Raw genomic sequence first — 23,838 nt, 5'->3', positions numbered from 1 at the left:
TGCCTCCTCAGAAACTAACATTCAGCACAAAGTGGAATACGACCCAAATCAACACAGCCATTGAAACTGTGATGGCATAGTAAAGGGGTTTCTTGCAGCGGAAAAAGACCAGAAATGCCAGTGCGCAGAATACAGCGCCCACAACAAACAGATCCGTGACCTCTGCCAGCAGATAAGTGACCACCAGAATGAGGACGATGACGAGTGCTTTTGTTTCCACCAAAAGATTCAGCGTTTTAGTTTTGGTCGGGCGGTGCATCACCATGTTGTATGCCTCGCGGCCCACCAGAAGGGCGCTCATGGCCAGCATGAGCCAAATCAGCATCGTCGGGAAAGCGCGGCCATTCACAACGTCTTTTTCCGAGATCTGCACCTGCTGCGGCATGATGAGCAGCAGCACGATGCCAATGACCAGAAACAGAATGCCGCAAATCAGGTCTACCGGGTACTCGATGTTCTTCTGTTCGAGCTTTGCGCCCCATTCATCCAGTTTTGCTTCGGCACGTTCTATCAGATTTTTCACTTGTTTCAACTCCTTTTGGAAATATAAAAGCAGGGAGAAGGGGATGTCCCCGTTCCCCCTGCTTCAGCTTTTTGTCGCTATGAGGGCTTTTTATCAGCCTGCCACGATGTCCTTATACTGCTCGACGATGCTCTTGACGTTCTCAATATGAGCTTTGACGTCATCTTCGCTCATCGTATCAACTTCCAGCAGCATGGTATCGTTCAGCCACTCGACCATTTCCTGATCGGCAAGGATCTTATCGTACAGCTCTTTCAGCTCTGCAACCTTTGCAGCATCGGTACCCTTGCGTGCCATCACGAAGCAGCGGTTGCGGAAGTAAGGATAGCCCTTGGAGCCAACGCCCTCAACACCAGCGAAGGGGCCGTTTTCGATAGCCTTGTCATCGAATGCGCAAACCACATCAACGCCGCCCTGCTGGTAGGTCTCAAGAATCTGAGACTGGTGAGAGACCGCGAAGTTCGTTTCACCCTTAGCTACAGCCTGTGCAGCCTCCGCAGCGGACTGGTACGGAGTCAGTTTCAGCTGGTCGCCGGCACCCATAGAGCCGAACAGAGCCGCTGCCAGGAAAGCCTCGGAGCCGGTAGCGCCGTTAACGGCCACGGATACGGGGTTGCCTGCCTTGACATAGGCCTCCAGATCGTCCAGATTCTTGAGGTTCAGTGAAGAATCAGCGGACAGGACGAAGACGGAGGAGTACAAGTTCTCCACGAACTCGAAATCGTCGTAGCTGAACTGCAGCTTGGCCGGATCCAGAGTCTCGGTAATGGCGAACAGACCCTCACCGGCGAAGACCAGTTCCTTATCATTTGCCTTAGTACTGGACACCCAAGTGTTGACAGTAGCAGCATCGCCCTTGACGGCTTCAGCAACCAGTGTGATTTTATTATCAGAATAATCAGGGGACTTGGCAGCAGCCTTTTGGCTGACCATCGCTGCTACACCAGACGGTGCCCACGGGCAGGTAACTTTCCAGCTCTCCTGTTTGCTTCCGCAGCCGGTAAGCATCGACAAAGCAAGGACACCGGCGGTGACCAACGCCGCAATACGCTTTTTCATCATTTTACTCTCCTTTTTTGTTTTGCCTTTTCGTGTGGTAGCAAGCACTTCACCGTGCTTTTGTTACCAACAAGATAACATTTCAAGCAATTTTAAGTCAACAAATTTTTTTATTTTGCAAAAAAAGTTGTCTGGTAAAAGAGCTAAATGACCACATCTGTATTTTGCTGTAGAAAACTTATTGTGCATATTGCACATCCGCTTGAATCATCTTTGTGCAGCTTAAATTCTTTCATGATGTAAAGTGTATCATATTCATAATAGAAGTCTTACTATTGTCTCCATTCATCAATAATTTCTTCGGAATCATCTTGACGTACCTTACGAACCATGATATTCTCTATCACAAATCCCACTGAACTTGTAGATTGATTGCAAATCTTCTGCAAAAGTGGTTGGTTATCACCGTGAGACCCACCACTTCAGTGAGGGAAAGTCCGCAAAAGAATTTACCGCCCTGCAACACACCCGATTCATTTTGCCGCTGTTTCACCCGACAAAATCCATCGCTATGCTGCATGGGCGGTATTTTTCTTTTACGGGAAACGCACCTTGAAAATCTCATGAGCCGTCCGAACGTGATACCGACTTTCCGTCAACGCCGCTGCACAAACAGGGGTAGGAACTTCGTTCGGAGCAAACGGTGACCCCATTACATGAGCAGAACCCCCTCTACTTATTTTTTGCGTCTTAACAATTCGGAAACATTTGTTGAAAATGCGTTTTGAGCGCAGCGGTAGAGGGCAAGAACCGTCCCGTGGCCACAAATTTTCAATTCTTGAAAAATTTCTGTCCATCCGGGACTTCACTTCTGCAATGCGTCTGCATTTCCGAAGTGATCTTGTTGGGGCGTGCCTGCCCCAAACCCTGCTCATCATTCGTGCCTAGCGGCACGAATGGAACGGCGTGTCGTGCTTACATAACTTCACCGAGGAGTTATCGAACAGACAGGAGGTACAATGACCAAAACGAATGTTCAACCGATTCCTAGCAATTCTCAGCACCACGACACGCCGAACAACAAAACGCACGTCATCAAGTTCCGTGTGACAGCGGAGGAAAAAGCGTCACTGGAACTCACTTGCAAACTCCTGAATCTCTCCCTCTCCACTTTTATCCGCCGCGCCATCCACAACGTCAAGATCGAGAAAACAATCATCGTTGCAGGCGGCGGCGAAGAAACCCTGACCGCCGTTTCCACTCTGCTTGCCCAGTGCAGCAAGGTGGGCACCAACCTCAACCAGCTTGCAAGGCACTTCAATTCCGGCGGTGCGGACACCGAGCAGATCCGGGCGAAAATCCTTGACGAACTTGCAGACCTGACTGCATTTCGGCTGCACGCCGAGAAAGTTCTGGGTGAACTGTATGGCAACGCTCAAGCATATAAGCTCTAAAAACTCGGACTACTCTGCGATTGAAGCGTATCTTGTTTACCAGCACGATGCGTTCACCGGGAAGCAACTTCTGGATGAACAGGGCAAGCCGAAGCTGCGGGAATCCTACCTGCTCGACACCCTTGAGTGCGGCGATTTCTCGTTTGCAACGGCCTGTCTGCTGGCGAACCGCAAGTATGGCAAGAACACCCAGCATGGTGATATTAAGAGTCATCAATATATCATCAGCTTTGATCCCAGAGATGCAGCCGACAACAGCTTGACCATGGAAAAGGCACAGGCACTTGGCCTGAAGTTTTGTTCTGAAAATTTTCCCGGTCATCCTGCCATCGTCTGCACTCACCCGGATGGGCACAACCATTCAGGAAACATCCACGTCCACATCGTGATCGGCAGCATCCGAACACGAGAAGTGGAGCGCAAACCCTATATGCAGAAGCCCCGCGACTGGCGCGAGGGCATGAAGCATTCCAGCACCGCCCAGACCATGCGGCACTTGCGTGTTGAGGTCATGGAGCTGTGTGAGGGTGCCGGACTGTACCAGATCGACCTGCTCAACGGCTCGAAAGAGCGTGTCAGCGAAGCTGAGTATTGGGCGCGTAGGCGTGGCCAGTTGAAACTTGACCGTGAGAACGCAGCCCTCACCGCAGCTGGACAACCGCCCCGGCAGAAGAAGTTTGAAACTGTGAAGGATACTTTACGGAGACAGATTTCGTCTGTATTGTACCGTGCCACGAGCTTTGAAGAATTTTCCGACAGGCTCATGCAACAGTATGGCATCACTGTCAAGGAAAGCCGTGGACAGCTCAGCTATCTGCCCTCTGGCAGAACAAAGTTCATCCGCGCGAAACATCTCGGGGACAAGTTCGATAAGGCGGCAGTGCTTGCCACGTTGCAGGCAACCGCCGAACGCAAACCCAAGGCGCAGTTCAAGCAGGATACCATCGGGAAACTGATCGACATCCAGTCGAGGATGACCGAGGGCAAGGGCATCGGCTATAAGCGTTGGCTCACGAAACACAATCTCAAAGTTATGGCACAGACCGTGAAGCTTCTGCAGGAAAAGGGCTTGACCGACGAGGACGCCCTAAACCAGCGCATCGCTGAACTGGAAACCAAGTATCACGACACACTGGCGGTGGTGAAAGACCTCGAAGGCCGCATGAAGACCAACAAAGAGCTGCGCTATCAGGTCGCAGCCTATACCAGCACCAAGGGTATCGTACAGCAGTTCAATACTGCCAAGCGACCCGCAGTCTTTGAGGAGCAGCATCGTGCAGAGCTGACAGCGTACCGGGCGGCAGCAGCCTATTTCAAGGCAAACAACATCACAAAGCTGCCCAGCCCGAAAAAGCTGGAAGCCGAGTATGTACAGCTGGCATCCGAAAAGGCAAAGTTCTATGAGCAGTACAAAGAAGCCAAGGAAGAACTGCTCAAGCTGAAAACCGCAAAGCAGAATGTTGCGTCCTTTTCCGGGAGGAAGAACCGGCGCAGCAGGAGAGATAAAGGAGTGTGCGTATGATCAATCTGAAAATCGACCCGGAGTTCCAGTCCCAGATTTCCCCTCTGACCGATGATGAATTTAAGCAGCTTGAAGAAAATATCCTCAAAGAGGGCAAGCTGATTTCTCCTTTGATTGTCTGGGGTAATACCCTTGTTGATGGACACAACCGTTATGCCATCCTCCAGAAGCATCCTGAGATTTATTTTTCCACCATGCCGCTCCGATTTGAGAACCGCGAAGAAGCCGTTGCGTGGATCTGCCGGAATCAGTTGGGACGGCGAAACCTGAGTCCTGAACAGAAACGCTATCTGCTTGGGAAGCAGTACGAAGCCGAGAAGAAAGCTGCAAAAATCTTTCGGGGCAATCAGTACACTTTAGCAAAGAAAAGTGGTGGTGATCACGGTGATAACCACCACTCCGGGAAGAAAACCTGCGACCGGATCGCAGAAGAAAACGGTGTCAGCCGTGCCTCCGTTCTCCGTGCCAGCCACTACACGCGAGGCATCGACATCGCGGACAACCTCTCTCCCGGCATCAAGCAGAAAGTCTTTTCCGGTGAAGTGAAGTTCACCAACGAAGAAATGTCCAAGCTTGTGCAGGCAAGTGTCGAGCATCGTTCAGATGTCCTTGCTCAAATCCTGCATCCAGAGGCATTGGAAGTGTTGGAATCTGCCAGCGCAGAATTTGAACCTGAAAAAGCGGAACTCGTTCCCATGCCCACACCACAAACAGAAGAATTTCGGTGCTATCATGTACCGGACGAGTTTATGAAGGTTTACAAATCTTTGAGCCGTGCGACCGAAATGATGAAAAACTCATGGAAGAAAACGCTCAAAAACAATCCCAGCTATTTCACTGACCCGGAAAAGCAGAAGGTTCTCCGCTTCGCAATGCAGCGACCTGCTAACTACCTGACTGAAATCGAAACCTATTTGGAAAAGGCTCTTGCAGAAGCCCTTGAAGAAGAAAAGACTGCATAACGACAGGCACTTGTAAGCCATCAACGAGCCACTAGCCGCAAGAGCAGGGCGGAAAGCATCCGCGCCCTTGCGCCTGATAAAAATTGGAACTTTGATTTTCTCGCCCGAATTTGCCACGGTGGGGACGATCAAAGGAGCGTGCGTTTGAACAAAAAGAAAAAGTCCACAAACACTTCCCCTTATCCCGATGAAGTCATTGACCGTCTGGCACGGGCATTCTACCCGGCCATCCTTGCCTGCTGGAACAGCGAGGAAGGCCAGCGGGAGTTTGCCGCGTGGCAGGCGGAACAGGCTCATCATACTACCAGCAAAGAGAAACAGAGCGTTCCCGACGGGGAACGCCCTGTTGTACATATCGCTATCGTATGTGGATTTTGGCAGGGTGCGTCCTATTCGGGGGCGCACCCTGTTTTTTGTTTTGCCCTTAATCTTCTAGCCCATAACTCCCAGCCACTTTCTTCAAATATTCCTCTGGGTCGCCATTCAGAATCAAATCGGCATAGCCAAGCGGGTCATTGTAGATGAGATAATCCAGTTCTGACCTCTGCGCCATGGTCACGTCCAGTGCATCCTCGACCCCCGGTGCAGTCGATGGAAATCTTTCTCCCATCCCGGAGCAGCAGCTCCACGCAGCCGGTGTCCATGTTGAACTTGCAGGCTCTTTCATTGTACTTCATATTTGTGTCCTTTCTGCCTTACGGCACCTTTACAGTTGTGACCTTTGTGATACGGTCTTTCTTCTGATAAGGTTTTGGACACACCGCGGTCTGGAACGAGCCGGAATTGTCATTTCCGAAGAAAACAAAAAATCCGAACCCTTCTCCTATCGAGAAAAGGTTCGGATTTTCATTGTTTGGTGCGACCGGGAGGATTCGAACCTCTGGCCTTCCGGGTCGGAGCCGAACGCTCTATCCAGCTGAGCTACGATCGCAAATACTGTATCCCTTTGGTGGGTACAACACAGTATAACACATCGGGATGCAAAATGCAAACGAAAATCGTCAACCCTTCCGGTTTCGCAGCCAGATGCGGTGCAGACCGTCGGTGATCAGGGTCTCGCGGTAGTGGATGGGGGTGCGGCAGGCCTCCCGGATGGAGCGTGGAAGGTCGCCGGTAGCGTAAAAGGCGGTCTGTGCGCCCAATTCGGCGCAGAAGCGTTCGGCCAGACCGTCCAGCAGGCTGGCCGTGCCCAGCACAAAGCCATTTTGCAAACAGGCCGAGGTGCTTTTGCCCAGCACTGAGTCCGGGGCGCGGGTGGCAGGGTCGATCTGGGGCAGCTGGGCGGTCTTTTGCACCAGCGCATTCATGGAAAGCTGCGGCCCGGGCAGGATCACGCCGCCCACAAGTTCCTGCTTGGCGTTCACCGCCATCAGGGAGATGGCCGTGTCTGCCGAGATGACCACCAGCGGCCCGGGACACTCTGCCAGCGCCGCCACCGCGCCGCACAACAGCTCTGCGCCCAGCTGCGCAGGGTTGTCCAGCCGCAGCTTGATGCCGCTTTTCAACCCCGGCCCCACGGTCAGGATGCGTGCCTTGCATAAAAGCTGTAAGGCCACCAGCACCCGCCCGCTGAGCATGGGCACCACGCTGCCCAGAATGCCGCCCTCGATCTGCGCCGGGGATGCTCCGTACAGCTGTAACAGATTCACCAGCCGGATGGCATATTCCTCCACCGTGGCAGCGGGGTCGGAGTGCAGCCGCCCGCAGAAGATAAGGGTATCTTGTTCGTAGCCGCCCACAGTGATGTGGGTGTTGCCGATATTGACGGTGAGGATCATGGTCAGGGCTCCTTTCGCAGCGCTCTATAATGTATATAATATATAATAGCGCACCCGCCGCCGATACGCAAGGCTTTTGGTGAGGGGAGGTGTGGAGAGGCTGAACCCTCTCAGGCGCTCCCGCGCCAGCTCCCCCGAAGGGGGAGCCAAGGTCTAAGGTTTATTACTAAAGTATTAGGCGTAATGAGGAAGTTTCCGGCAGTGCTCTTGGCTCTCCCTTTGGGAGAGCTGTCAAGCCCGACAGGGCTTGACTGAGAGGGCGCACGCCGCTAGCCCTATCGCTAAAGTTTCAGGTGAAATAAAAACTTTCCCGCCGCGCCAGAGGCTCCCTCCCCGAGGGAGCTGGCAAAGCCGTAGGCTTTGACTGAGGGAGTTCACCCCCTCCGCAAAGAATTTGGAAAAAACTTGTCAAAAAGTGTTGACAACTGTCCCGGGGTGTGGTATTATACTTGAGCGCCAAGCGCTGAGACAAAAGAATGACTTCTGAAAGCTCAGCAGGAAGCCCTTGAAAAGAACCAATAGACGCTGAAAAACACCAGTTGACACTGAGATGTACGAAGCGCTCCAAGTTCAGAAAAGTTCAAAAGCCTCTCAAAAAAGTGCTTGACAAAAAACCGCTTCTGTGGTAAAATAATCAAGTCGTCAGCCGCAAGGCTACGGCGCACAGGACCTTGAAAATTGAACAATATCGAAAGAACTTGTAACGGAACCTATTTTCGTGTTGGAAAAACACGGTAAACAATTCCAAACAAAGTAATTCACACAGGACGCAAGCGATTGCGTGCTGAGCGAAACAAGATTTAACACTTTTAAGTGATAAATATCATTTATAAAGAGTTTGATCCTGGCTCAGGACGAACGCTGGCGGCGCGCCTAACACATGCAAGTCGAACGAGCGAGAGAGAGCTTGCTTTCTTGAGCGAGTGGCGAACGGGTGAGTAACGCGTGAGGAACCTGCCTCAAAGAGGGGGACAACAGTTGGAAACGACTGCTAATACCGCATAAGCCCACGGCTCGGCATCGAGCAGAGGGAAAAGGAGCAATCCGCTTTGAGATGGCCTCGCGTCCGATTAGCTAGTTGGTGAGGTAATGGCCCACCAAGGCGACGATCGGTAGCCGGACTGAGAGGTTGAACGGCCACATTGGGACTGAGACACGGCCCAGACTCCTACGGGAGGCAGCAGTGGGGAATATTGCACAATGGGGGAAACCCTGATGCAGCGACGCCGCGTGGAGGAAGAAGGTCTTCGGATTGTAAACTCCTGTTGTTGAGGAAGATAATGACGGTACTCAACAAGGAAGTGACGGCTAACTACGTGCCAGCAGCCGCGGTAAAACGTAGGTCACAAGCGTTGTCCGGAATTACTGGGTGTAAAGGGAGCGCAGGCGGGAAGACAAGTTGGAAGTGAAATCCATGGGCTCAACCCATGAACTGCTTTCAAAACTGTTTTTCTTGAGTAGTGCAGAGGTAGGCGGAATTCCCGGTGTAGCGGTGGAATGCGTAGATATCGGGAGGAACACCAGTGGCGAAGGCGGCCTACTGGGCACCAACTGACGCTGAGGCTCGAAAGTGTGGGTAGCAAACAGGATTAGATACCCTGGTAGTCCACACTGTAAACGATGATTACTAGGTGTTGGAGGATTGACCCCTTCAGTGCCGCAGTTAACACAATAAGTAATCCACCTGGGGAGTACGACCGCAAGGTTGAAACTCAAAGGAATTGACGGGGGCCCGCACAAGCAGTGGAGTATGTGGTTTAATTCGACGCAACGCGAAGAACCTTACCAAGTCTTGACATCCTGCGACGCACATAGAAATATGTGTTTCCTTCGGGACGCAGAGACAGGTGGTGCATGGTTGTCGTCAGCTCGTGTCGTGAGATGTTGGGTTAAGTCCCGCAACGAGCGCAACCCTTATGGTCAGTTACTACGCAAGAGGACTCTGGCCAGACTGCCGTTGACAAAACGGAGGAAGGTGGGGATGACGTCAAATCATCATGCCCTTTATGACTTGGGCTACACACGTACTACAATGGCGTTAAACAAAGAGAAGCAAGACCGCGAGGTGGAGCAAAACTCAGAAACAACGTCCCAGTTCGGACTGCAGGCTGCAACTCGCCTGCACGAAGTCGGAATTGCTAGTAATCGCAGATCAGCATGCTGCGGTGAATACGTTCCCGGGCCTTGTACACACCGCCCGTCACACCATGAGAGCCGGGGGGACCCGAAGTCGGTAGTCTAACCGCAAGGAGGACGCCGCCGAAGGTAAAACTGGTGATTGGGGTGAAGTCGTAACAAGGTAGCCGTAGGAGAACCTGCGGCTGGATCACCTCCTTTCTAAGGAGTCAGGCAATGACAGAGCATCTAAGATGGTCGGTCATTGGAACAGGTGACAAGTTAAAGTTTAAGTAGATATTGTTCGATTTTGAGGGCCCTGAAAAGGACACTCAAAGACGTACCTTGAAAACTGAATAATAACTGCGAAACAAAGATTATAGTAAGTTCTTTTTTAAGAAATATTACAATTTCAAAAGGAAGGGTAACAATAATCTTCGTTGGCAAGAGAGAATCAAGAGGATACCAAATGTTCCAAGAGAACGTTTGAAAGGTCAAGCGAACAAGGGCGCAGGGCGAATGCCTTGGCACTGGGAGCCGATGAAAGACGTGATAAGCTGCGATAAGCTTCGGGGAGCTGCAAATAAGCATTGATCCGGAGATTTCTGAATGAGGAAACTCACCTGGGTTCATACTCAGGTACGTTATACTGAACTTAAAAATAGGTATATCGAGGGAACCGCCTGAACTGAAACATCTAAGTAGGGCGAGGAAGAGACATCAAACGAGATTCCGTAAGTAGTGGCGAGCGAACGCGGAAGAGGGCAAACCGGGAGTAGAAATACTTCCGGGGTACGGACCGCATTTAGGACTTAAGTTGTTAACCGAACGGCATGGGAAGGCCGGTCAGAGAGTGTGAGAACCACGTAGGTGAAAACGACAAGAGCTGAGCGAGTTCCAGAGTACGGCCAGACACGTGAAACCTGGTCGGAATACGGGGGGACCACCCTCCAACCCTAAATACTACCCAGTGACCGATAGCGTATAGTACTGTGAAGGAAAGGTGAAAAGCACCCCGGGAGGGGAGTGAAAAAGAACCTGAAACCCTGTGCCTACAAGCACCTAGAGCACGTCAAAGTGTGATAGGGTACTTTTTGTAGAACGGTCCGGCGAGCGATTGTATGCAGCAAGGTTAAGGACTTAAGGTCTGGAGCCGAAGCGAAAGCGAGTTTGAAAAGGGCGTTAAGTTGCATACAATGGGCCCGAAACCGGGTGACCTACCCATGGTCAGGTTGAAGTGGAAGTAAAATTCCATGGAGGACCGAACCGACCTCCGTTGAAAAGGCGGCGGATGAACTGTGGGTAGCGGAGAAATTCCAATCGAACCCGGAGATAGCTGGTTCTCCCCGAAATAGTTTTAGGACTAGCCTCAAGTTAGATACCTGGAGGTAAAGCACTGAATAGCCTAGCGGCCGAGAGGTTAGCGAAGCTTATCAAACTCAGAATGCCAGAGTATTGATGCTTGGGAGTCAGACAGTGTCAGATAAATGTCATTGTCAAAAGGGAAACAGCCCAGATCTACAGCTAAGGTCCCAAAGTCAGGTTAAGTGGAAAACGATGTGAAGATACGTAGACAACCAGGATGTTGGCTCAGAAGCAGCCACACATTCAAAGAGTGCGTAATAGCTCACTGGTCGAGCGTCTTTGCGCGGAGAATTTAACGGGGCTAAACCTGACACCGAAGCTTAGGCAATACAGCAATGTATTGGGTAGGGGAGCGTTGTATACGCGGTGAAACAGTAGCGCAAGCGGCTGTGGAGTGTATAGAAGTGAGAATGCCGGAATGAGTAGCGCGAATGCAGTGAGAATCTGCATGGCCGAAAGCCTCAGGTTTCTGGAGGAAGGTTCGTCCGCTCCAGGTTAGTCGGGAGCTAAGGTGAGGCCTAACGGCGTAGCCGATGCACAGACGGTAGAGATTCCGTCACCACCAAAAGAGTTAAACACAGGGACACATTTGAAGTCTCGGAGCCGGGTGTTGGTTCCGGTAGCGATCGAGGGAAGTTAGTACCGAAGTCCGGGATGGAAGATGGCGAGAAAAGCTGTGTGTATTTCTGCGGTGCCCGTACCGCAAACCGACACAGGTAGGTAGGAAGAAGATTCTAAGGCCAACGGGAGAAGGGTTGTTAAGGAACTCGGCAAATTGACCCCGTAACTTCGGGAGAAGGGGTGCTCCAGAGATGGAGCCGCAGAGAATCGGCCCAAGCAACTGTTTACCAAAAACACAGGTTTGTGCTAAATCGAAAGATGACGTATACGAGCTGACGCCTGCCCGGTGCTGGAAGGTTAAGAGGAGATGTGCAAGCATTGAATCGAAGCCCCAGTGAACGGCGGCCGTAACTATAACGGTCCTAAGGTAGCGAAATTCCTTGTCAGGTAAGTTCTGACCCGCATGAAAGGCGTAATGATTTGGGCACTGTCTCGACAGCCCGCCCGGCGAAATTGTAGTACCGGTGAAGATGCCGGTTACCCGCGACAAGACGGAAAGACCCCATGGAGCTTTACTGTAGCCTAATATTGGGTTTCGATGTTGCATGCACAGGATAGATGGGACACAGGGAAACAAGTGCTTTGGCATTTGTGGAGTGGCCGTTGGGATACCATCCTTGCGATATTGGAATTCTAACCTGCGCCTTTGAATCAAGGCGGGGGACATTGTTAGGTGGGCAGTTTGACTGGGGCGGTCGCCTCCTAAAGAGTAACGGAGGCGTTCAAAGGTTCGCTCAGCTTGAACGGAAATCAAGCAAAAGAGTGCAAACGCAGAAGCGAGCCTAACTGCGAGACTGACGGGTCGAGCAGTAACGAAAGTTGGAGTTAGTGATCCGGTGGTATGTGAGTGGAAATGCCATCGCTCAACGGATAAAAGTTACCCTGGGGATAACAGGCTGATCTCCCCCAAGAGTCCACATCGACGGGGAGGTTTGGCACCTCGATGTCGGCTCATCGCATCCTGGGGCTGTATTCGGTCCCAAGGGTTTGGCTGTTCGCCAATTAAAGCGGTACGCGAGCTGGGTTCAGAACGTCGTGAGACAGTTCGGTCCCTATCTGTCGTGGGCGCAGGATATTTGATGGGAGCTGTTCCTAGTACGAGAGGACCGGAGCGGACGTACCTCTGGCGCACCAGTTGTTCTGCCAAGGGCATAGCTGGGCAACTATGTACGGATCGGATAAACGCTGAAAGCATCTAAGCGTGAAGCCGACCCAAAGATAAGATATCCCATTGTTTCAAACAAGTAAGACCCCTTGAAGACTACAAGGTTGATAGGCATGATGTGTAAGTGGAGTGATCCATTCAGCAAGCATGTACTAATAGGTCGAGGGCTTGACCACAATTCGCTTGAGACTTTTAAGTCAACGAAAAAATGTGAGCAGTGATTATTCAGTTTTGAAGGCACGTCCTTCTAAGAAATACTGGACAGAAGCGCAGAAATGTGCTATACTGATTCAGTCAAATTGGTCGGTGTCGATGACGGTAAGGTTCCACCTGTTCCCATTCCGAACACAGAAGTTAAGCTTACTTGTGCCGAAGATAGTTAGCTGGAAACGGCTTGTGAAAATAGGTAGTCGCCGACTTTTGATTATCAGAATGAAGAAACCGCATTCTGATAATATGCACCTCTAGCTCAGTTGGTAGAGCAACTGACTCTTAATCAGTGGGCCCAGGGTTCGAGTCCCTGGAGGTGCACCAGATATTGAACGTCAAATCGTAAGATTTGACGTTCTTTTTTGTTATGTAACCCCGAAAAATCGGGGTTTGCACGGTCAATGCACGGTTTTTGCACGGTCGGCGTTTTCGTGGGAATCCTCTGCATGGGCTGGAATTGCTTTGAAATGCGTGGTAAATTTTGCATCAGGTCAGCAGAGCCAGACGGAGCTGCGCCTTTACTTCGGGGTCTGCGTCCTTCAGAAGTTCCAGCAGAGCGGTCATGGAGATGGTCGGTTCGCCTGCGGCGGGTACAGCCTGCGGGCTGGGGCTTTCCTGTTTAGCATAGAACCCTTCCTCAAATTTCCTGCCCAGTTCTACACGAGAGGACTGCTGGATATGAGCGTAGGTGTTCACCAGCATATCCGCCGTGGCGTGCCCTGTGGTGCCCTGAACGGCTTTCACATCGCCGCCGGAGATCATCAGTTGATAGGTGGCACTGGAATGCCGCAAACCGTGGAACACAATGCGGGGGAATTCCGGGTGGGCATCCTGCCACTTGAGGAACTTCTTGCGGATCAGCACAGGCTCCACCGCCAGACCGTTAGGCAGACGGAACAGCATTCCACTGTCATGGTAGCGTGTCGGGTCTTTCCTCTCGTCTGCCGCCAGCTGATTCAGCCACTTCTTCAGTTCCTCCTTCAGAGCAGAAGTCATGAAGATGGTACGGCAGGAGGATGCGGTTTTGGTGCTTTTCAGGATGAGGGAAGTGGTGCTGCGCTCCAGCTTGTCCGGGAATACCTTGATGATGCAGCCATCGTCCACTTGGTTTAGGGCTTCTTTTCGCACTCGCTGCATGGACTTGTTGATACGGAAGGTTCCGATGCCATCCGCAGCATCAAAATCCAGATCTTCCGGGGTCAGACCTACGATCTCGCCCTCTCGCAGTGCGCCCACCAGTGTGAGGTGGACTGCCAGATGCAGGATGGGGTCCTCCATGCTGTCCAGAGCCGCCCTCATTTCCTCTACCGTCCAGATGGTGCGCTCCTGCGTAGACTTCTTGGGGCTGTCCACGGGAACAGGGCTTTTGACAAGGATGCCCCACTCTACGGCATACTGGAAGGCAGTGCCCAGCAGCCGGTGCACCTCATGGATCGTTGTGCCGGAAAGGAAACGCTGCTTCTGCTTTTCGGTCAGTTCCTGCTTCTTGCCCTCGATATACGAACCACAGGGCGTTTTGCTCAGGGTCGTGTAGAGGTTCTCCATGTGGTAGGGCTTGAGCTTCTGCATCTCCATGCTACCGATATAGGGGATAATGAGATTCTGGATGGTGGAAAGGTTAGATTCGTAGGTTTTGGGTGCCCACTTGTGCTTGCTGCACTGCTTGGGCAGCCAATCCATGAGGAACTCTGCCACCGTCACCGAGGACGGAATCAGGAAGGTTCCAGCCGCCAGCTCATGCTCGATCTGTTTCTTACGGTTTGTTGCCTCCTCTTTGGTGGGAAAGCTTTCCCATTTGTCGCAGCTCTTGCCGTGCTCGTCCTGATAGGTGTAGCGGACGCTGTAAGAGTTGCCACGCTTCGTAATATATGCCATACTGTTTGCCTCCTTATCAAGCTGCCCGGTTGAGCCACGCATCGAAGCTGTCCTTCGGTACACGGATGCTTCCGCCTACTCGCAGGACACGGAATTCGGTAGTGCTGTTGCACAGATTGTAAGCAGAGCGCAGGCTGATGGCCAGCATTCGTGCGATCTCTTCCACCGTGTACACCAGTTTCGTGGTTGCCGGGCTGTCAGTCGGAGACTTGACGGCATTGGTTTGAGTGACCACTTCCATTGTAGTGGGATTCGAGTCCTTTTGCAAGAACTTTTTCGTATAATCGGAAGATTGCACAGGGACGGTCATAGAATTACGGTCAAAATCCATAAGCATTGCTCCTTATATTGTCATATCATCTAAAAATTCAGCTTAAAGTTCTACATCTTGCCCACGCTTACGGTTTTGCTGCGGCACATTCATGGTGTGCTCCTGCTTGGGGGCAAGAATCTTTTCCAGAAAGCCACGCACCAGTTCGGGCGCACGGTGGAGAGCATCCAGATAGGGTTTCACGTCGTACCACAGGTCGTGGTACTTGTTGCTCCAACGAACGGCCTCTTTCTTGGCGGTGGAAAGTTCTTCTTTCAGGCGGCGGTTCTCCACATCCATCATATAGCCGTGGTCGGCTTGCTTTTTCAGCTTGGAAAACTCTTCTTCGGTCAGCGAATAGTTGCCGAGAAAGGTGCGCTTACCAATATAATCCAGATCGCGCGCATGAATGAGGGCTTCTTTTGTGAGCGTGACCTTTTTCTGCACAGCGGCAAGTTCCTTTTCGGTCTTGGAGAGGGTTTTGTTGGTTTGGGTGAGGTGCTGCTCTTTCTGGTCAATCTGGGCGGTCAGAGTGTCCAGTCGCTCCTGCTCCCGCTGGACTTTGAACTGGGTGACGGTCAGGTGTTCTTCAGTGCTGCCACGCTCACCGCGCTCTACATCCGTATACCCGGCGTTGCGCATATAGTGGAAGAAATCGTCTTGCAGGACACTGTACGACTTCTTCAGGACTGGCTTGCCGCTCTTTTGCAGGACAGGCTTTCCGGCATCGTCCAGCAGGGGCTTGGAAGCCCACTTCTTGCTTCGGCTGACCTGCATGACGGTCTCCTTGACTGTGCCGACCAGTGCCTTGTCCTTGCAGCGTTTCGACCAGAGGATCTGCTTTTCCACCACAGGCACATAGACCACATGGAGATGATAGTGGTAGACTTCACGGCCTAATGCTTCGGTCATGGCACGGTTGATCTCATCGGCGTGCATGACTGCCGAGAGGATATACTGCTCACCGCCCACGATTTGAACGGCAGCTTGGTAGGCATCCTCATAGAACTGCTTGGCGAACTCGTAGCCGCCGTGGTTGTCAAAGTAGGCCGAGTTGACATCAAAGACAAGCTCGCAGTAATGGGTGGCATCCGGCTTCAAGCCGCGCGTTGAAATCGTGCCAGCGGTTTCCAGTTGGGAGAACAGGTCGGTGTAGCTGGCGGTTGGCTTTTTGAAGTGGATGTTCCATGCAGTGCGCTGGGGGATGATGTCGGGGTTCCGGTAGCTGTCCTTTTCGCGCTCGTTGTGCTGCTGAGTGTTGCCAACGGCCTTGTCCGAAACGGCGAGATTTCGAACACTGGTGCGGTCAATGCCATCATTTCTTGCCAAAGGGCATCCCTCCTTTCAAGGTTCATCGAGAGGTGACGGGGAACGGAGATGCACTTCTGCGGAAGTGTAATAACCCACTATGACACTTTCATCCCTATGGTCTGCAAAGTGTAGTGGGCTCTCCGAGGGGGAACGTCTCCTGCGGGAGAGCTACGATCAAGTTCGCACAATGCGAACTTGATTGCTCCGTACGCATCTGAAAAAATTGCGTACGGACTTCAAATAACCCGTACGGTCTGTACGACGTACGAAAATCTAAAATAAAAACGATAACACGTTTTAATTTGTCTCGATTTGCCGTACAGGTGCGTACAAGTACAGACCGTACAGGTTGTACGAACTTCTTCCGTGAAAAATGCACTTTTTACGGGCAGGGGTGGACAAGCGGCTCGATGCCCACAAAGCCCCGCACCCTGCGGCCACCGGGCAGGGCGATGTTATGTACTGCACCAGAGTATCCCCAAAGTGGGAACTCTGGTGTTTTTTGCTTCCTGCCTGAATATACGGAAAATTTTGCAGGAAAGGCGAAAAAGCGGCAGAACTGCAACGGAAAAAGAAAAAAGCCCTTACTGGTTGCAGATTTGCAACAGCAAGGGCAGAGGGGAAACCGTATATTGAACAAAACGGCAGAGCGTATTATAATGAGGAAAAAGCTCAAAAAGGAGGGCCGACCACATGGCACAGGAATATCTGCCCGCACCATCCAACATCCGTCTTGCGGACTTGATGAAAGAACACAACATCAGCCAACCAGAACTTGCCAAGGAGATCGGCTGCTCCAAGAGCACCATCAGCCGCTTCATCAGCGGTGCGAAAGGAACCCTGACCCATGAGCAGGTGCTGAGGATTGCAAGGCTGTTCAACGTGTCCACGGATTTTCTGCTGGGAGAAACCAACATCCCCGACCGCAAAAATTACGACATTGCCGAACTGGGCTTGTCCGTAGAAGCCGCAAAGAACCTCTACACAGGGCGCATCAATGCAGAGGTGGTCAACCTGCTGCTGGAAAACGCCCGCTTTGCAGAGCTTACTTACCGCATAGCGCAGTATTTTGATGATATCTTTGCATCCGGCATCGCAGCACAGAACGCTATGCTCACGACATTGAGTACCCTTCTGCGCACAAAGGTCAAGACCCCGGAAGCAGCCAAGGCTGCAAAGGACATCAGCCTTCGGAGAAAGCCTGTGTACCAAGGCGACCTTGATGACATTGAGATGTATTTCATGGCAGCGGTCAAGGAGATCAAAAAGGGTATCGGGAGCCATTACGCCGAACAGGAAGCTATGAGTAAGAAAGTGGCCGAGAAGATGTTCACCGAATTGACCAAAGGGCAGGATGTGCAGCACCCAACGATTACGGCAGAGCAGCTGACGGATGCAATGTTGGACAGTGTTTCGGGCATGGAGGGAGCTACGCCGGAAGCACTGGAACAGCTGCGGAACGGTCTGCTGGGAATCTTGCAGTCTGCCGCAGAGCAGGAAAACGCCCATGAAGCAGACGAATGAACGGCTTTGTGCGCTGGCACAGAAAGGCGATGCAACTGCGCTGGACAGCCTGATCGACAACAACAAGTCCTTTATCGGCAAGGTGGCGAATGACTTTTTTCGCAGCATGAATCTGGCACAGGCTGGCCTGAACCTTGACACGGACGATTTGAAACAGGCTGGCAATCTGGGCTTATGGAAAGCTGTGCCGAAGTTCGATGCAGCGCGCGGCATGAAGTTCCTGACTTATGCGGCTCCTGCCATCCGCAACGCCATGATGGACATGGTGCGGGATGCCTTTGCCGCTTTTGAACAGCGGATGGTAACGGAGGACAAGGACGGCGTCTGCTACCAGCGCGTTTCGCTGGACGATGTTCTGCCGGGAGAAGAGCAGCTGCGGCGCATCGAAGCCATAGCCGACCCCTATGCTATGCAGCCGCAGAGCATTATGGAAGAGCAGGAATCGCGCCGGGAACTGTACGATGGCCTGAAACGGCTGACCCAACGGGAGCAGACCTATCTGCTGTACCGCTATGGCTTTACTGATGGCAAGGAACATCCTTTGATTGGTACGGCGATATATTTCCACCTGACAAAAGGCCGCGCCCAAAAGACCGAGGAACAGGCTATGGATAACCTGTGGCTGGAATTGCCGTGGTGGTTTGATTAAAGGGAGCGAAGAAAATAGCTTTTATACACTAAAGAATGAAATCAAAATGAATGAGAATTTATTTGGAAGTTTTAGGGAAGAATGCACATTCTAATTTTTTTAATATGGAAAGCTTTTTACGGTTGATAGCTTGTCTACTGACACCAGATTTTTCTGCTATATCTGCGATGCTCATTCCTTTAAAAACAAATTGAGATAATAAGGTCAGTTCAGAAGGTTGAAGAACAGAATGTAAATCGGAAATCAATAGTTCAGGATATTCATCGTTTGAGGACAAAGACATCTGATCGAAATCAATTTCATCAACGCTTGCGATGACAGAGTTATCTACGGCGTTTTTTCGGCTGTTAAGCGAAATGTATTGATGCCGGATAGAGGATTCAATATATTTCACTAATGTGCCGTCATCTTTTCTTTGAAGTTTGGTCAATTTTCCGGAATGCAGTAATTCGAGAAGATATAATTGTAAATCTGAATAGGCATCCTCATACTTAAGAAGAGCTGCATATTTTTTCAGTAATGGCTGAAAACGTTGGACGATTTGTAGCTGTGCAAAGGAGTTGCCGTTATATGCATTTAGAAAAAGGTCAAAAAGCGTATAATTCAATTTTCTTTCCTCCTTTTAAGAGGAGAGACTAAACAATATGTTGATAAACTTATAAAAAAGGAGAACATATATGAATTGTGCAAAAAGTGTAAAAATGATAGTGATTCTAGGTTGTATTGTGGTGAATTTGGTGGGATGTGGAATGAATGATACAACAGCATCATCAATGTCCACAGTAGTTTCGTCACAGGATACATCGTCAAGTTCATGCAATTCTGAAGAAAAAAATGATTTGCAAGATTTTTCCCAGACGTTAGTTGATTCGACCTCGGTATTTTTAGATCAAGATCAATATACTGTTTTTGAAAAAGCGCAGAAAATAGACTATGCACTTTGGGGACAATCAAGTAACTTAAAAGGACTGAATTTTAAAATTGAAGATGCTCCGACTTTTGTGCCTATGACGCAAAATGCGCCGACATATGTAAAACTGAACGGACATGATTATGAGGTCTATCAAAATTCTTATAAAGAGTTTGAAGAATATATGAAATCTATTTTTACAAATGATTTCTTGTCACAAGATTCAATTGAGAAAAAGTTTGTGAATTATAATGGAAAACTTGCCGTTTGTGATGACTATGATTTGGCACAAATTCCATATTTTACTGGATATGTGGGAGAATATTATCCGGATGATTTCTGCTCAGTGCGATACTATTTGAAAAATAAAACGGAAGCACAAGTAAATTTTGTAATGATTGCATACTATAATCCCAATGAAACGTATGAGGAACATGATGAGTATTCATATGATGACATGAATAAAGTCGAATATGAAATGCAGTTGGTAAAAGTTGGGGATGTGTGGAGAGTAAATAAATATCACTCGCCTGAGCTTGGATAAGCAGATAGTGAAAAGTGTTGCATATAATAGGCATTGAAAAATCCCCCCCGAAGCCTTTTCGAGAGTTGAGAAAAGACTTTGGGGGGGATATATGTTAAAAATGATGCTTTACAACTTATTGTTGATGAAGAGAGTAGAGATATTTAGGAGCGACGAGCGGTTGCGATATAATCACCGTATACGGTTTCATTGCGTGCAGTTCCCGCTTCCTCAAGAGTTCGAATGACACCACCAGCAGGATCAATGACGGAAATGCTGCTTGCAGAGGAGCAACTGCCAGTATAAGCAATCGCTGTGACAAAATGCGTCTTTTTGCCATCGCTACTGTTGAGCCGAATAATGATGGGAAGGTTATTGTCAATACTTGCTTTGACTGCACTGAATACAGTCGCCTGCTCCTTACCGCCATGAGTGTAGTTGCTCGTGTCGATTTTACCATTGCACTTGCTGGGAAGAGCCCAAGTATTCAGACCGTTTGCACCCCAATTTCCACAGGCAGTCAGGACTTCGTTAGGGGTGAATTCACGAGGCCCATAGATATTAGCGGTATTCAACACGGCAACAAGAGAGCAACCACTATTTCCAACAAGCTTAACAATGTCCGGATTCTTCTGTGCCCAAAGATAGTTTCTATCAGTAGGCAGAGTGATTGAATGAGATTGACCACTTGTACCGCCCGAAGAAGCGTTCAATGCGTTTAGGGTGGCACTGCCGACCATACCATCGGCAGTCAAGCCGGATGCTTTCTGAAAACTGATAACAGCGTTATAAGTGCCTGAACCTGCAAGGCCATCCACTGTACTGGCGTAATAACCTTTGTTCTTCAGGAGCTGCTGGATGGTTTTAATGTCGCTTACCAGTGCGTTCCATGTACCATCGCCAACAATGCCATCTTGGGTAAGACCTTTTTTGCCCTGATACTTCTTAACAGCATTTTCAGTACCAGAGCCAAATTTGCTGTCAAAACTACCCGGAGGGCAGCACATGATATGCAGTCCATACTGCAGGTACATAACATAGTTGCCAGTACTTCCATTTTTGAGTAACATAGTAATAATCTCCTTTTTTTAGTAGGACGTTTATGGGGCCCTTCATTTGCGTCCTTACGTAATAGAAAGAGAGAATCACAGATGTTTTGTAAACATAGAGAGATAATTTAGGATATCTGGGTCGGTCACTCAAACCATTGCCGTCAAGTCGGTGGTGGATAGTGTGATTTTTGTTTGTCAGAGAGTAAGTGCACGGTTTCTGCACGGATTTTGCACGGTTTCAAAACGTGCAAAGGGTGCTTTTCGCTGCAAAATTCGACAAAGGGCGCAGAAATTGCCGGGTGAAAAATCACGTTGCTTTGCTAAAAAATAACGATGACTCGAAACTTCCAGAAATTGAGACGAACCGGCGGCTTGCTCTCTTAATCAGTGGGCCCAGGGTTCGAGTCCCTGGAGGTGCACCACAACAACAAAATCCGAACTTTTTTCCGATAGGAGAAGGGTTCGGATTTTTTGTATTCTTTGGAAAACAGAACGAATCCCTTGCTTCCATCGAAAATCGTCCTAGACCTTATCATAAGAAAGCACGACAGACCACGGTAAGAGTGCCGTAAGGCAGAAAGGACACGAACATGAAGTACGATGCAAGAGCCTGCCATTTCAACATGGACACTGGCTGCGTGGAGCTGCTGCTCCGGGATGGGAGAATGATCTCCATTGACTGCACTGGGGTCGAGGATGAATTGGACGTGACCATGGTGCAGAGGACAGAACTGGATTATCTTATCTACAATAACCCGCTTGGCTATGCCGATTTGATTCTGAACGGTGACCCGGAGGAATATTTGAAAAACGTAACCGGGAACCATGGGCTAGAAGATTGATCTTCCCATAAAATCGTATTGAAAAAACACCGCCTATCTGCGTAATCAAACGCAGATGGGCGGTGTTTTGCTCTATTGGCTTAGGACTTGCATCGGATACAGTTCAGGCAAGGCTTTCGATGACTTTGGCACATTTTTCAATGCCGATGACCCCACTATCCAGCGCAATATGATAGTTGGCGGCATTGCCCCAGTTCATATCGGTATAGAAGCGGTAGTAGGCGGCACGGCGCTTATCTTTTTCCTTCAGCCGGGCTTCGGGCGATTTCTCCCGCTCGCCGTAGACCCGCACGATGCGGTCAGCCCGGAACTTCAGGTCGGCGTGGACAAAGACCTTCAGGCAGTCGGTGCGGTCCTGCAGGATGAAGTCGGCGCAACGTCCCACAATGACGCAGGGCTCTTTTTCTGCCAGTTCCCGGATGATCCGGTATTGCAGCTTCCAAAGCAGGTCCTCGTTGGTGGGGCCGAAGCTGCGGTCGGTGAAGGCAGAAGCAAGGAAGCCGCCGGGGGTATACTCTCCGGCCTCCTTGATGTAGTTTTCGTCAAAGCCGCTTTCGGCAGCCAGTTTCTGGATCAGCTCGGCGTCGTAGCACCGGATGCCCAGATGCTCTGCCACCAGCTTGCCGATGGTTCTGCCGCCGCTGCCAAACTCGCGGCTGATGGTGATGATGCGTTTTTCCATTAGAGTTCTCCTTTCCCGTTCAGTTCACGGTAGGTCTTGCAGATCAGATAGCCTGCAATCAGGAAGGTGAGGATATCCGACAGGGGCATGGAGTACAGCACGCCGTCCAGCCCAAAGAACCGGGGCAGCAGCAGGGCAAAGCCCACGCCGAACACCACCTCACGCACCATGGACAGGGCGGTGGATTCCGCTGCCTTGCCCATGGCCTGCAAAAAGATGAAGCACGCCTTGTTGACACAGGCCAGAATGATCATGCACAGGTAGATGCGGAAGGATTTCACGGCAAAATCGGTGTAGTAAACGCTCTCGTTGGCGGCACCAAACAGGGCGATGAGCTGCCGGGGAAGCAGCTCCACCAGCACCAGTGCAACGGCACCCACTGCGGCCTCTGCCAGCAGCAGTTTCGTGAACAGCTCTTTCACACGGGCGGGCTTTTTAGCACCCATGTTGAAGCCCACCACGGGGATGCAGCCAGCCGCCATGCCCACCACGATGGAGATGACGATCTGGAAGAACTTCATCACGATGCCAACAACTGCCATAGGGATCTGGGCGTACTGTTCCTGCCCGAACACGGCATCCAGTGCGCCGTATTTGCGGATCATGTTGTTGATGGCTGCCATTGCCGCCACAAGGCTGATCTGGGACAGAAAGCTGGTCATGCCAAGGGTCAGGGTACGGCCGCAGATGGAGCCCTTCAGCCGGTAGTCGCCCTTTTCAGGGCGAATGATCTTCATGTGCAGCAGATACCACACTGCCAGCACTGCGGTGACCAGCTGACCGATGACGGTAGCCACCGCTGCGCCCATCATGCCCCAGCGGAAGCCAAAAATGAAGATGGGGTCCAGAATGATGTTCAGCGCCGCACCCGCAAGGGTGGAGATCATGGCAAACCGAGGATTGCCGTCGGCGCGGATGATGGGATTCATGGCCTGCCCGAACATATAAAAGGGCACGCCCAGCGTGATATAAAAGAAATATTCCTGCGAGTGGTGGTAGGTCTCGGCGTTCACCGTTCCGCCGAACATGGCAAGAATGTTGTCCGCAAAAATCAGATAGAGCGCGGCCAGCACAATACTGCTGACGAGACACATCACCACCGCATTGCCGACGCTCCGCTTTGCCTTGGGGACCTCGTTCTGCCCAAGGCTGATGCTGACGAAGGCGCAGCAACCGTCACCAATCATGACTGCGATTGCCAGCGCTACCACCGTCAGGGGAAAAACGACCGTATTGGCGGCGTTGCCATAAGAGCCGAGATAGCTGGCGTTTGCAATAAAGATCTGATCCACGATGTTATACAGTGCGCCGACCAGCAGCGAAATAATGCACGGGATCGCATACTTTTGCATCAGCTTGCCGATGCGTTCCGTGCCGAGAAATTGATTGGAACTTTCCATGGGATTCACCTTTACCTTTCCATTTTGGGGCAAATAAAAACAACGG

The 23,838-nt window shown here is 50.8% G+C and carries 18 protein-coding genes, 2 tRNA genes, 3 rRNA genes and 1 pseudogene; 11 read left to right on the top strand and 13 right to left on the bottom strand.

What is annotated here, in order from left to right; translation table 11 throughout:
• Positions 1 to 7: 7 nt before the first annotated feature.
• From MTP36_RS15645 to MTP36_RS15635, 3 genes are all read right to left on the bottom strand, one after another.
• Positions 8 to 523 carry a tripartite tricarboxylate transporter TctB family protein gene (locus MTP36_RS15645; protein WP_113991662.1) on the bottom strand — a complete coding sequence of 172 codons (516 nt, stop codon included), beginning with the start codon at positions 521 to 523 and terminating at the stop codon, positions 8 to 10.
• 93 nt (positions 524 to 616) lie between these two features.
• Positions 617 to 1,585: a tripartite tricarboxylate transporter substrate-binding protein gene (locus tag MTP36_RS15640; RefSeq protein ID WP_223382696.1), complete on the bottom strand. Its 969-nt coding sequence runs from the start codon at positions 1,583 to 1,585 to the stop codon at positions 617 to 619.
• Between the two features lie 340 nt (positions 1,586 to 1,925).
• On the bottom strand, positions 1,926 to 2,102 hold the full coding sequence (locus MTP36_RS15635; RefSeq protein ID WP_249252409.1) for a hypothetical protein: 177 nt from the start codon (positions 2,100 to 2,102) through the stop codon (positions 1,926 to 1,928).
• A gap of 439 nt (positions 2,103 to 2,541) precedes the next feature.
• Here MTP36_RS15635 and MTP36_RS15630 point away from each other — a divergent pair, with 439 nt between their 5' ends.
• Genes MTP36_RS15630 through MTP36_RS15620 form a run of 3 tightly spaced genes read left to right on the top strand, consistent with a single transcriptional unit; the run spans position 2,542 to position 5,460 of the window.
• The gene (locus MTP36_RS15630; RefSeq protein WP_098924071.1) at positions 2,542 to 2,976 is read left to right on the top strand and encodes a plasmid mobilization protein; all 435 of its coding nucleotides are present in this window, start codon (positions 2,542 to 2,544) and stop codon (positions 2,974 to 2,976) included.
• A complete protein-coding gene (locus MTP36_RS15625) occupies positions 2,948 to 4,498 on the top strand; it encodes a relaxase/mobilization nuclease domain-containing protein (protein ID WP_249252407.1) in 1,551 nt (516 codons plus the stop codon). The genes MTP36_RS15630 and MTP36_RS15625 overlap by 29 nt, the downstream gene beginning before the upstream one ends.
• Positions 4,495 to 5,460 (top strand): hypothetical protein, encoded by a 966-nt coding sequence (locus MTP36_RS15620; protein ID WP_249252405.1) that lies wholly within the window; start codon positions 4,495 to 4,497, stop codon positions 5,458 to 5,460. The genes MTP36_RS15625 and MTP36_RS15620 overlap by 4 nt, the downstream gene beginning before the upstream one ends.
• Positions 5,461 to 5,884: 424 nt before the next feature.
• Here MTP36_RS15620 and MTP36_RS15615 read toward each other — a convergent pair.
• From MTP36_RS15615 to MTP36_RS15605, 3 genes and pseudogenes are all read right to left on the bottom strand, one after another.
• A pseudogene (locus MTP36_RS15615) lies at positions 5,885 to 6,137 on the bottom strand (DUF6061 family protein).
• Between the two features lie 177 nt (positions 6,138 to 6,314).
• Positions 6,315 to 6,391 (bottom strand) — tRNA-Arg (locus tag MTP36_RS15610).
• A 70-nt stretch (positions 6,392 to 6,461) separates the two neighbouring features.
• A complete protein-coding gene (locus MTP36_RS15605) occupies positions 6,462 to 7,238 on the bottom strand; it encodes a type III pantothenate kinase (RefSeq protein ID WP_249252403.1) in 777 nt (258 codons plus the stop codon).
• Positions 7,239 to 8,064: 826 nt separating this feature from the next.
• On the opposite strand from MTP36_RS15605, the gene MTP36_RS15600 reads away from it, so the two are divergent.
• From MTP36_RS15600 to MTP36_RS15585, 4 genes are all read left to right on the top strand, one after another.
• Positions 8,065 to 9,575 (top strand): 16S ribosomal RNA (locus tag MTP36_RS15600).
• 270 nt (positions 9,576 to 9,845) lie between these two features.
• Positions 9,846 to 12,680, top strand: a 23S ribosomal RNA gene (locus tag MTP36_RS15595).
• A 126-nt stretch (positions 12,681 to 12,806) separates the two neighbouring features.
• Positions 12,807 to 12,923 (top strand): 5S ribosomal RNA (gene rrf / locus MTP36_RS15590).
• The 16S, 23S and 5S rRNA genes sit together here with 1 tRNA gene alongside, the layout of an rRNA operon.
• Positions 12,924 to 12,962: 39 nt before the next feature.
• Positions 12,963 to 13,038: transfer RNA gene (locus MTP36_RS15585), tRNA-Lys, on the top strand.
• A 162-nt stretch (positions 13,039 to 13,200) separates the two neighbouring features.
• On the opposite strand, the gene MTP36_RS15580 is transcribed toward MTP36_RS15585, so the two are convergent.
• From MTP36_RS15580 to MTP36_RS15570, 3 genes are read right to left on the bottom strand one after another with little or no spacing between them, the layout of a single operon-like run.
• Positions 13,201 to 14,589: a site-specific integrase gene (locus MTP36_RS15580; protein WP_249252394.1), complete on the bottom strand. Its 1,389-nt coding sequence runs from the start codon at positions 14,587 to 14,589 to the stop codon at positions 13,201 to 13,203.
• 16 nt (positions 14,590 to 14,605) lie between these two features.
• Positions 14,606 to 14,920 carry a helix-turn-helix domain-containing protein gene (locus MTP36_RS15575; protein WP_044959457.1) on the bottom strand — a complete coding sequence of 105 codons (315 nt, stop codon included), beginning with the start codon at positions 14,918 to 14,920 and terminating at the stop codon, positions 14,606 to 14,608.
• Positions 14,921 to 14,962: 42 nt separating this feature from the next.
• Positions 14,963 to 16,228 carry a plasmid recombination protein gene (locus MTP36_RS15570; protein ID WP_249252392.1) on the bottom strand — a complete coding sequence of 422 codons (1,266 nt, stop codon included), beginning with the start codon at positions 16,226 to 16,228 and terminating at the stop codon, positions 14,963 to 14,965.
• A gap of 675 nt (positions 16,229 to 16,903) precedes the next feature.
• Here MTP36_RS15570 and MTP36_RS15565 point away from each other — a divergent pair.
• Complete coding sequence (locus MTP36_RS15565; RefSeq protein WP_249252381.1) at positions 16,904 to 17,734, top strand: helix-turn-helix domain-containing protein; 831 nt, start codon at positions 16,904 to 16,906, stop codon at positions 17,732 to 17,734.
• Positions 17,718 to 18,383, top strand: a complete 666-nt coding sequence (locus tag MTP36_RS15560) for a sigma-70 family RNA polymerase sigma factor (protein WP_249252379.1) — start codon at positions 17,718 to 17,720, stop codon at positions 18,381 to 18,383. The genes MTP36_RS15565 and MTP36_RS15560 overlap by 17 nt, the downstream gene beginning before the upstream one ends.
• A 58-nt stretch (positions 18,384 to 18,441) precedes the next feature.
• On the opposite strand, the gene MTP36_RS15555 is transcribed toward MTP36_RS15560, so the two are convergent.
• Positions 18,442 to 18,990, bottom strand: a complete 549-nt coding sequence (locus MTP36_RS15555; RefSeq protein WP_117534687.1) for a sigma-70 family RNA polymerase sigma factor — start codon at positions 18,988 to 18,990, stop codon at positions 18,442 to 18,444.
• Positions 18,991 to 19,060: 70 nt separating this feature from the next.
• Here MTP36_RS15555 and MTP36_RS15550 point away from each other — a divergent pair, with 70 nt between their 5' ends.
• The gene (locus tag MTP36_RS15550) at positions 19,061 to 19,837 is read left to right on the top strand and encodes a hypothetical protein (RefSeq protein WP_128118058.1); all 777 of its coding nucleotides are present in this window, start codon (positions 19,061 to 19,063) and stop codon (positions 19,835 to 19,837) included.
• Between the two features lie 143 nt (positions 19,838 to 19,980).
• Here MTP36_RS15550 and MTP36_RS15545 read toward each other — a convergent pair whose 3' ends face one another.
• Positions 19,981 to 20,886: a peptidoglycan-binding domain-containing protein gene (locus MTP36_RS15545; protein WP_055186213.1), complete on the bottom strand. Its 906-nt coding sequence runs from the start codon at positions 20,884 to 20,886 to the stop codon at positions 19,981 to 19,983.
• A gap of 572 nt (positions 20,887 to 21,458) precedes the next feature.
• Here MTP36_RS15545 and MTP36_RS15540 point away from each other — a divergent pair.
• On the top strand, positions 21,459 to 21,710 hold the full coding sequence (locus tag MTP36_RS15540; RefSeq protein ID WP_249252369.1) for a DUF6061 family protein: 252 nt from the start codon (positions 21,459 to 21,461) through the stop codon (positions 21,708 to 21,710).
• Between the two features lie 103 nt (positions 21,711 to 21,813).
• On the opposite strand, the gene MTP36_RS15535 is transcribed toward MTP36_RS15540, so the two are convergent.
• Positions 21,814 to 22,392, bottom strand: coding sequence for a cytidylate kinase-like family protein (locus MTP36_RS15535; RefSeq protein ID WP_249252367.1), 579 nt, complete (start codon positions 22,390 to 22,392; stop codon positions 21,814 to 21,816).
• Complete coding sequence (locus tag MTP36_RS15530) at positions 22,392 to 23,792, bottom strand: MATE family efflux transporter (protein WP_249252356.1); 1,401 nt, start codon at positions 23,790 to 23,792, stop codon at positions 22,392 to 22,394. The genes MTP36_RS15535 and MTP36_RS15530 overlap by 1 nt, the downstream gene beginning before the upstream one ends.
• Positions 23,793 to 23,838 lie beyond the last annotated feature (46 nt).

This window comes from Faecalibacterium sp. I4-1-79 (genome assembly GCF_023347235.1).
GTDB lineage: Bacteria > Bacillota > Clostridia > Oscillospirales > Ruminococcaceae > Faecalibacterium > Faecalibacterium tardum.
The sequence above is the reverse complement of the archived record's forward strand: the minus strand, read 5'-3'. Positions and strand labels throughout refer to the sequence as shown.

What these genes read in the sequence shown, in the direction of transcription:
- MTP36_RS15640 (WP_223382696.1), bottom strand. Translation starts at nt 1,585, where the DNA reads ATGATGAAAAAGCGTATTGCGGCGTTGGTCACCGCCGGTGTCCTTGCT.
- MTP36_RS15635 (WP_249252409.1), bottom strand. Translation starts at nt 2,102, where the DNA reads ATGCAGCATAGCGATGGATTTTGTCGGGTGAAACAGCGGCAAAATGAA.
- MTP36_RS15630 (WP_098924071.1), top strand. Translation starts at nt 2,542, where the DNA reads ATGACCAAAACGAATGTTCAACCGATTCCTAGCAATTCTCAGCACCAC.
- MTP36_RS15625 (WP_249252407.1), top strand. Translation starts at nt 2,948, where the DNA reads ATGGCAACGCTCAAGCATATAAGCTCTAAAAACTCGGACTACTCTGCG.
- MTP36_RS15620 (WP_249252405.1), top strand. Translation starts at nt 4,495, where the DNA reads ATGATCAATCTGAAAATCGACCCGGAGTTCCAGTCCCAGATTTCCCCT.
- MTP36_RS15605 (WP_249252403.1), bottom strand. Translation starts at nt 7,238, where the DNA reads ATGATCCTCACCGTCAATATCGGCAACACCCACATCACTGTGGGCGGC.
- MTP36_RS15580 (WP_249252394.1), bottom strand. Translation starts at nt 14,589, where the DNA reads ATGGCATATATTACGAAGCGTGGCAACTCTTACAGCGTCCGCTACACC.
- MTP36_RS15575 (WP_044959457.1), bottom strand. Translation starts at nt 14,920, where the DNA reads ATGGATTTTGACCGTAATTCTATGACCGTCCCTGTGCAATCTTCCGAT.
- MTP36_RS15565 (WP_249252381.1), top strand. Translation starts at nt 16,904, where the DNA reads ATGGCACAGGAATATCTGCCCGCACCATCCAACATCCGTCTTGCGGAC.
- MTP36_RS15560 (WP_249252379.1), top strand. Translation starts at nt 17,718, where the DNA reads ATGAAGCAGACGAATGAACGGCTTTGTGCGCTGGCACAGAAAGGCGAT.
- MTP36_RS15550 (WP_128118058.1), top strand. Translation starts at nt 19,061, where the DNA reads ATGAATTGTGCAAAAAGTGTAAAAATGATAGTGATTCTAGGTTGTATT.
- MTP36_RS15545 (WP_055186213.1), bottom strand. Translation starts at nt 20,886, where the DNA reads ATGTTACTCAAAAATGGAAGTACTGGCAACTATGTTATGTACCTGCAG.
- MTP36_RS15540 (WP_249252369.1), top strand. Translation starts at nt 21,459, where the DNA reads ATGAAGTACGATGCAAGAGCCTGCCATTTCAACATGGACACTGGCTGC.
- MTP36_RS15535 (WP_249252367.1), bottom strand. Translation starts at nt 22,392, where the DNA reads ATGGAAAAACGCATCATCACCATCAGCCGCGAGTTTGGCAGCGGCGGC.
- MTP36_RS15530 (WP_249252356.1), bottom strand. Translation starts at nt 23,792, where the DNA reads ATGGAAAGTTCCAATCAATTTCTCGGCACGGAACGCATCGGCAAGCTG.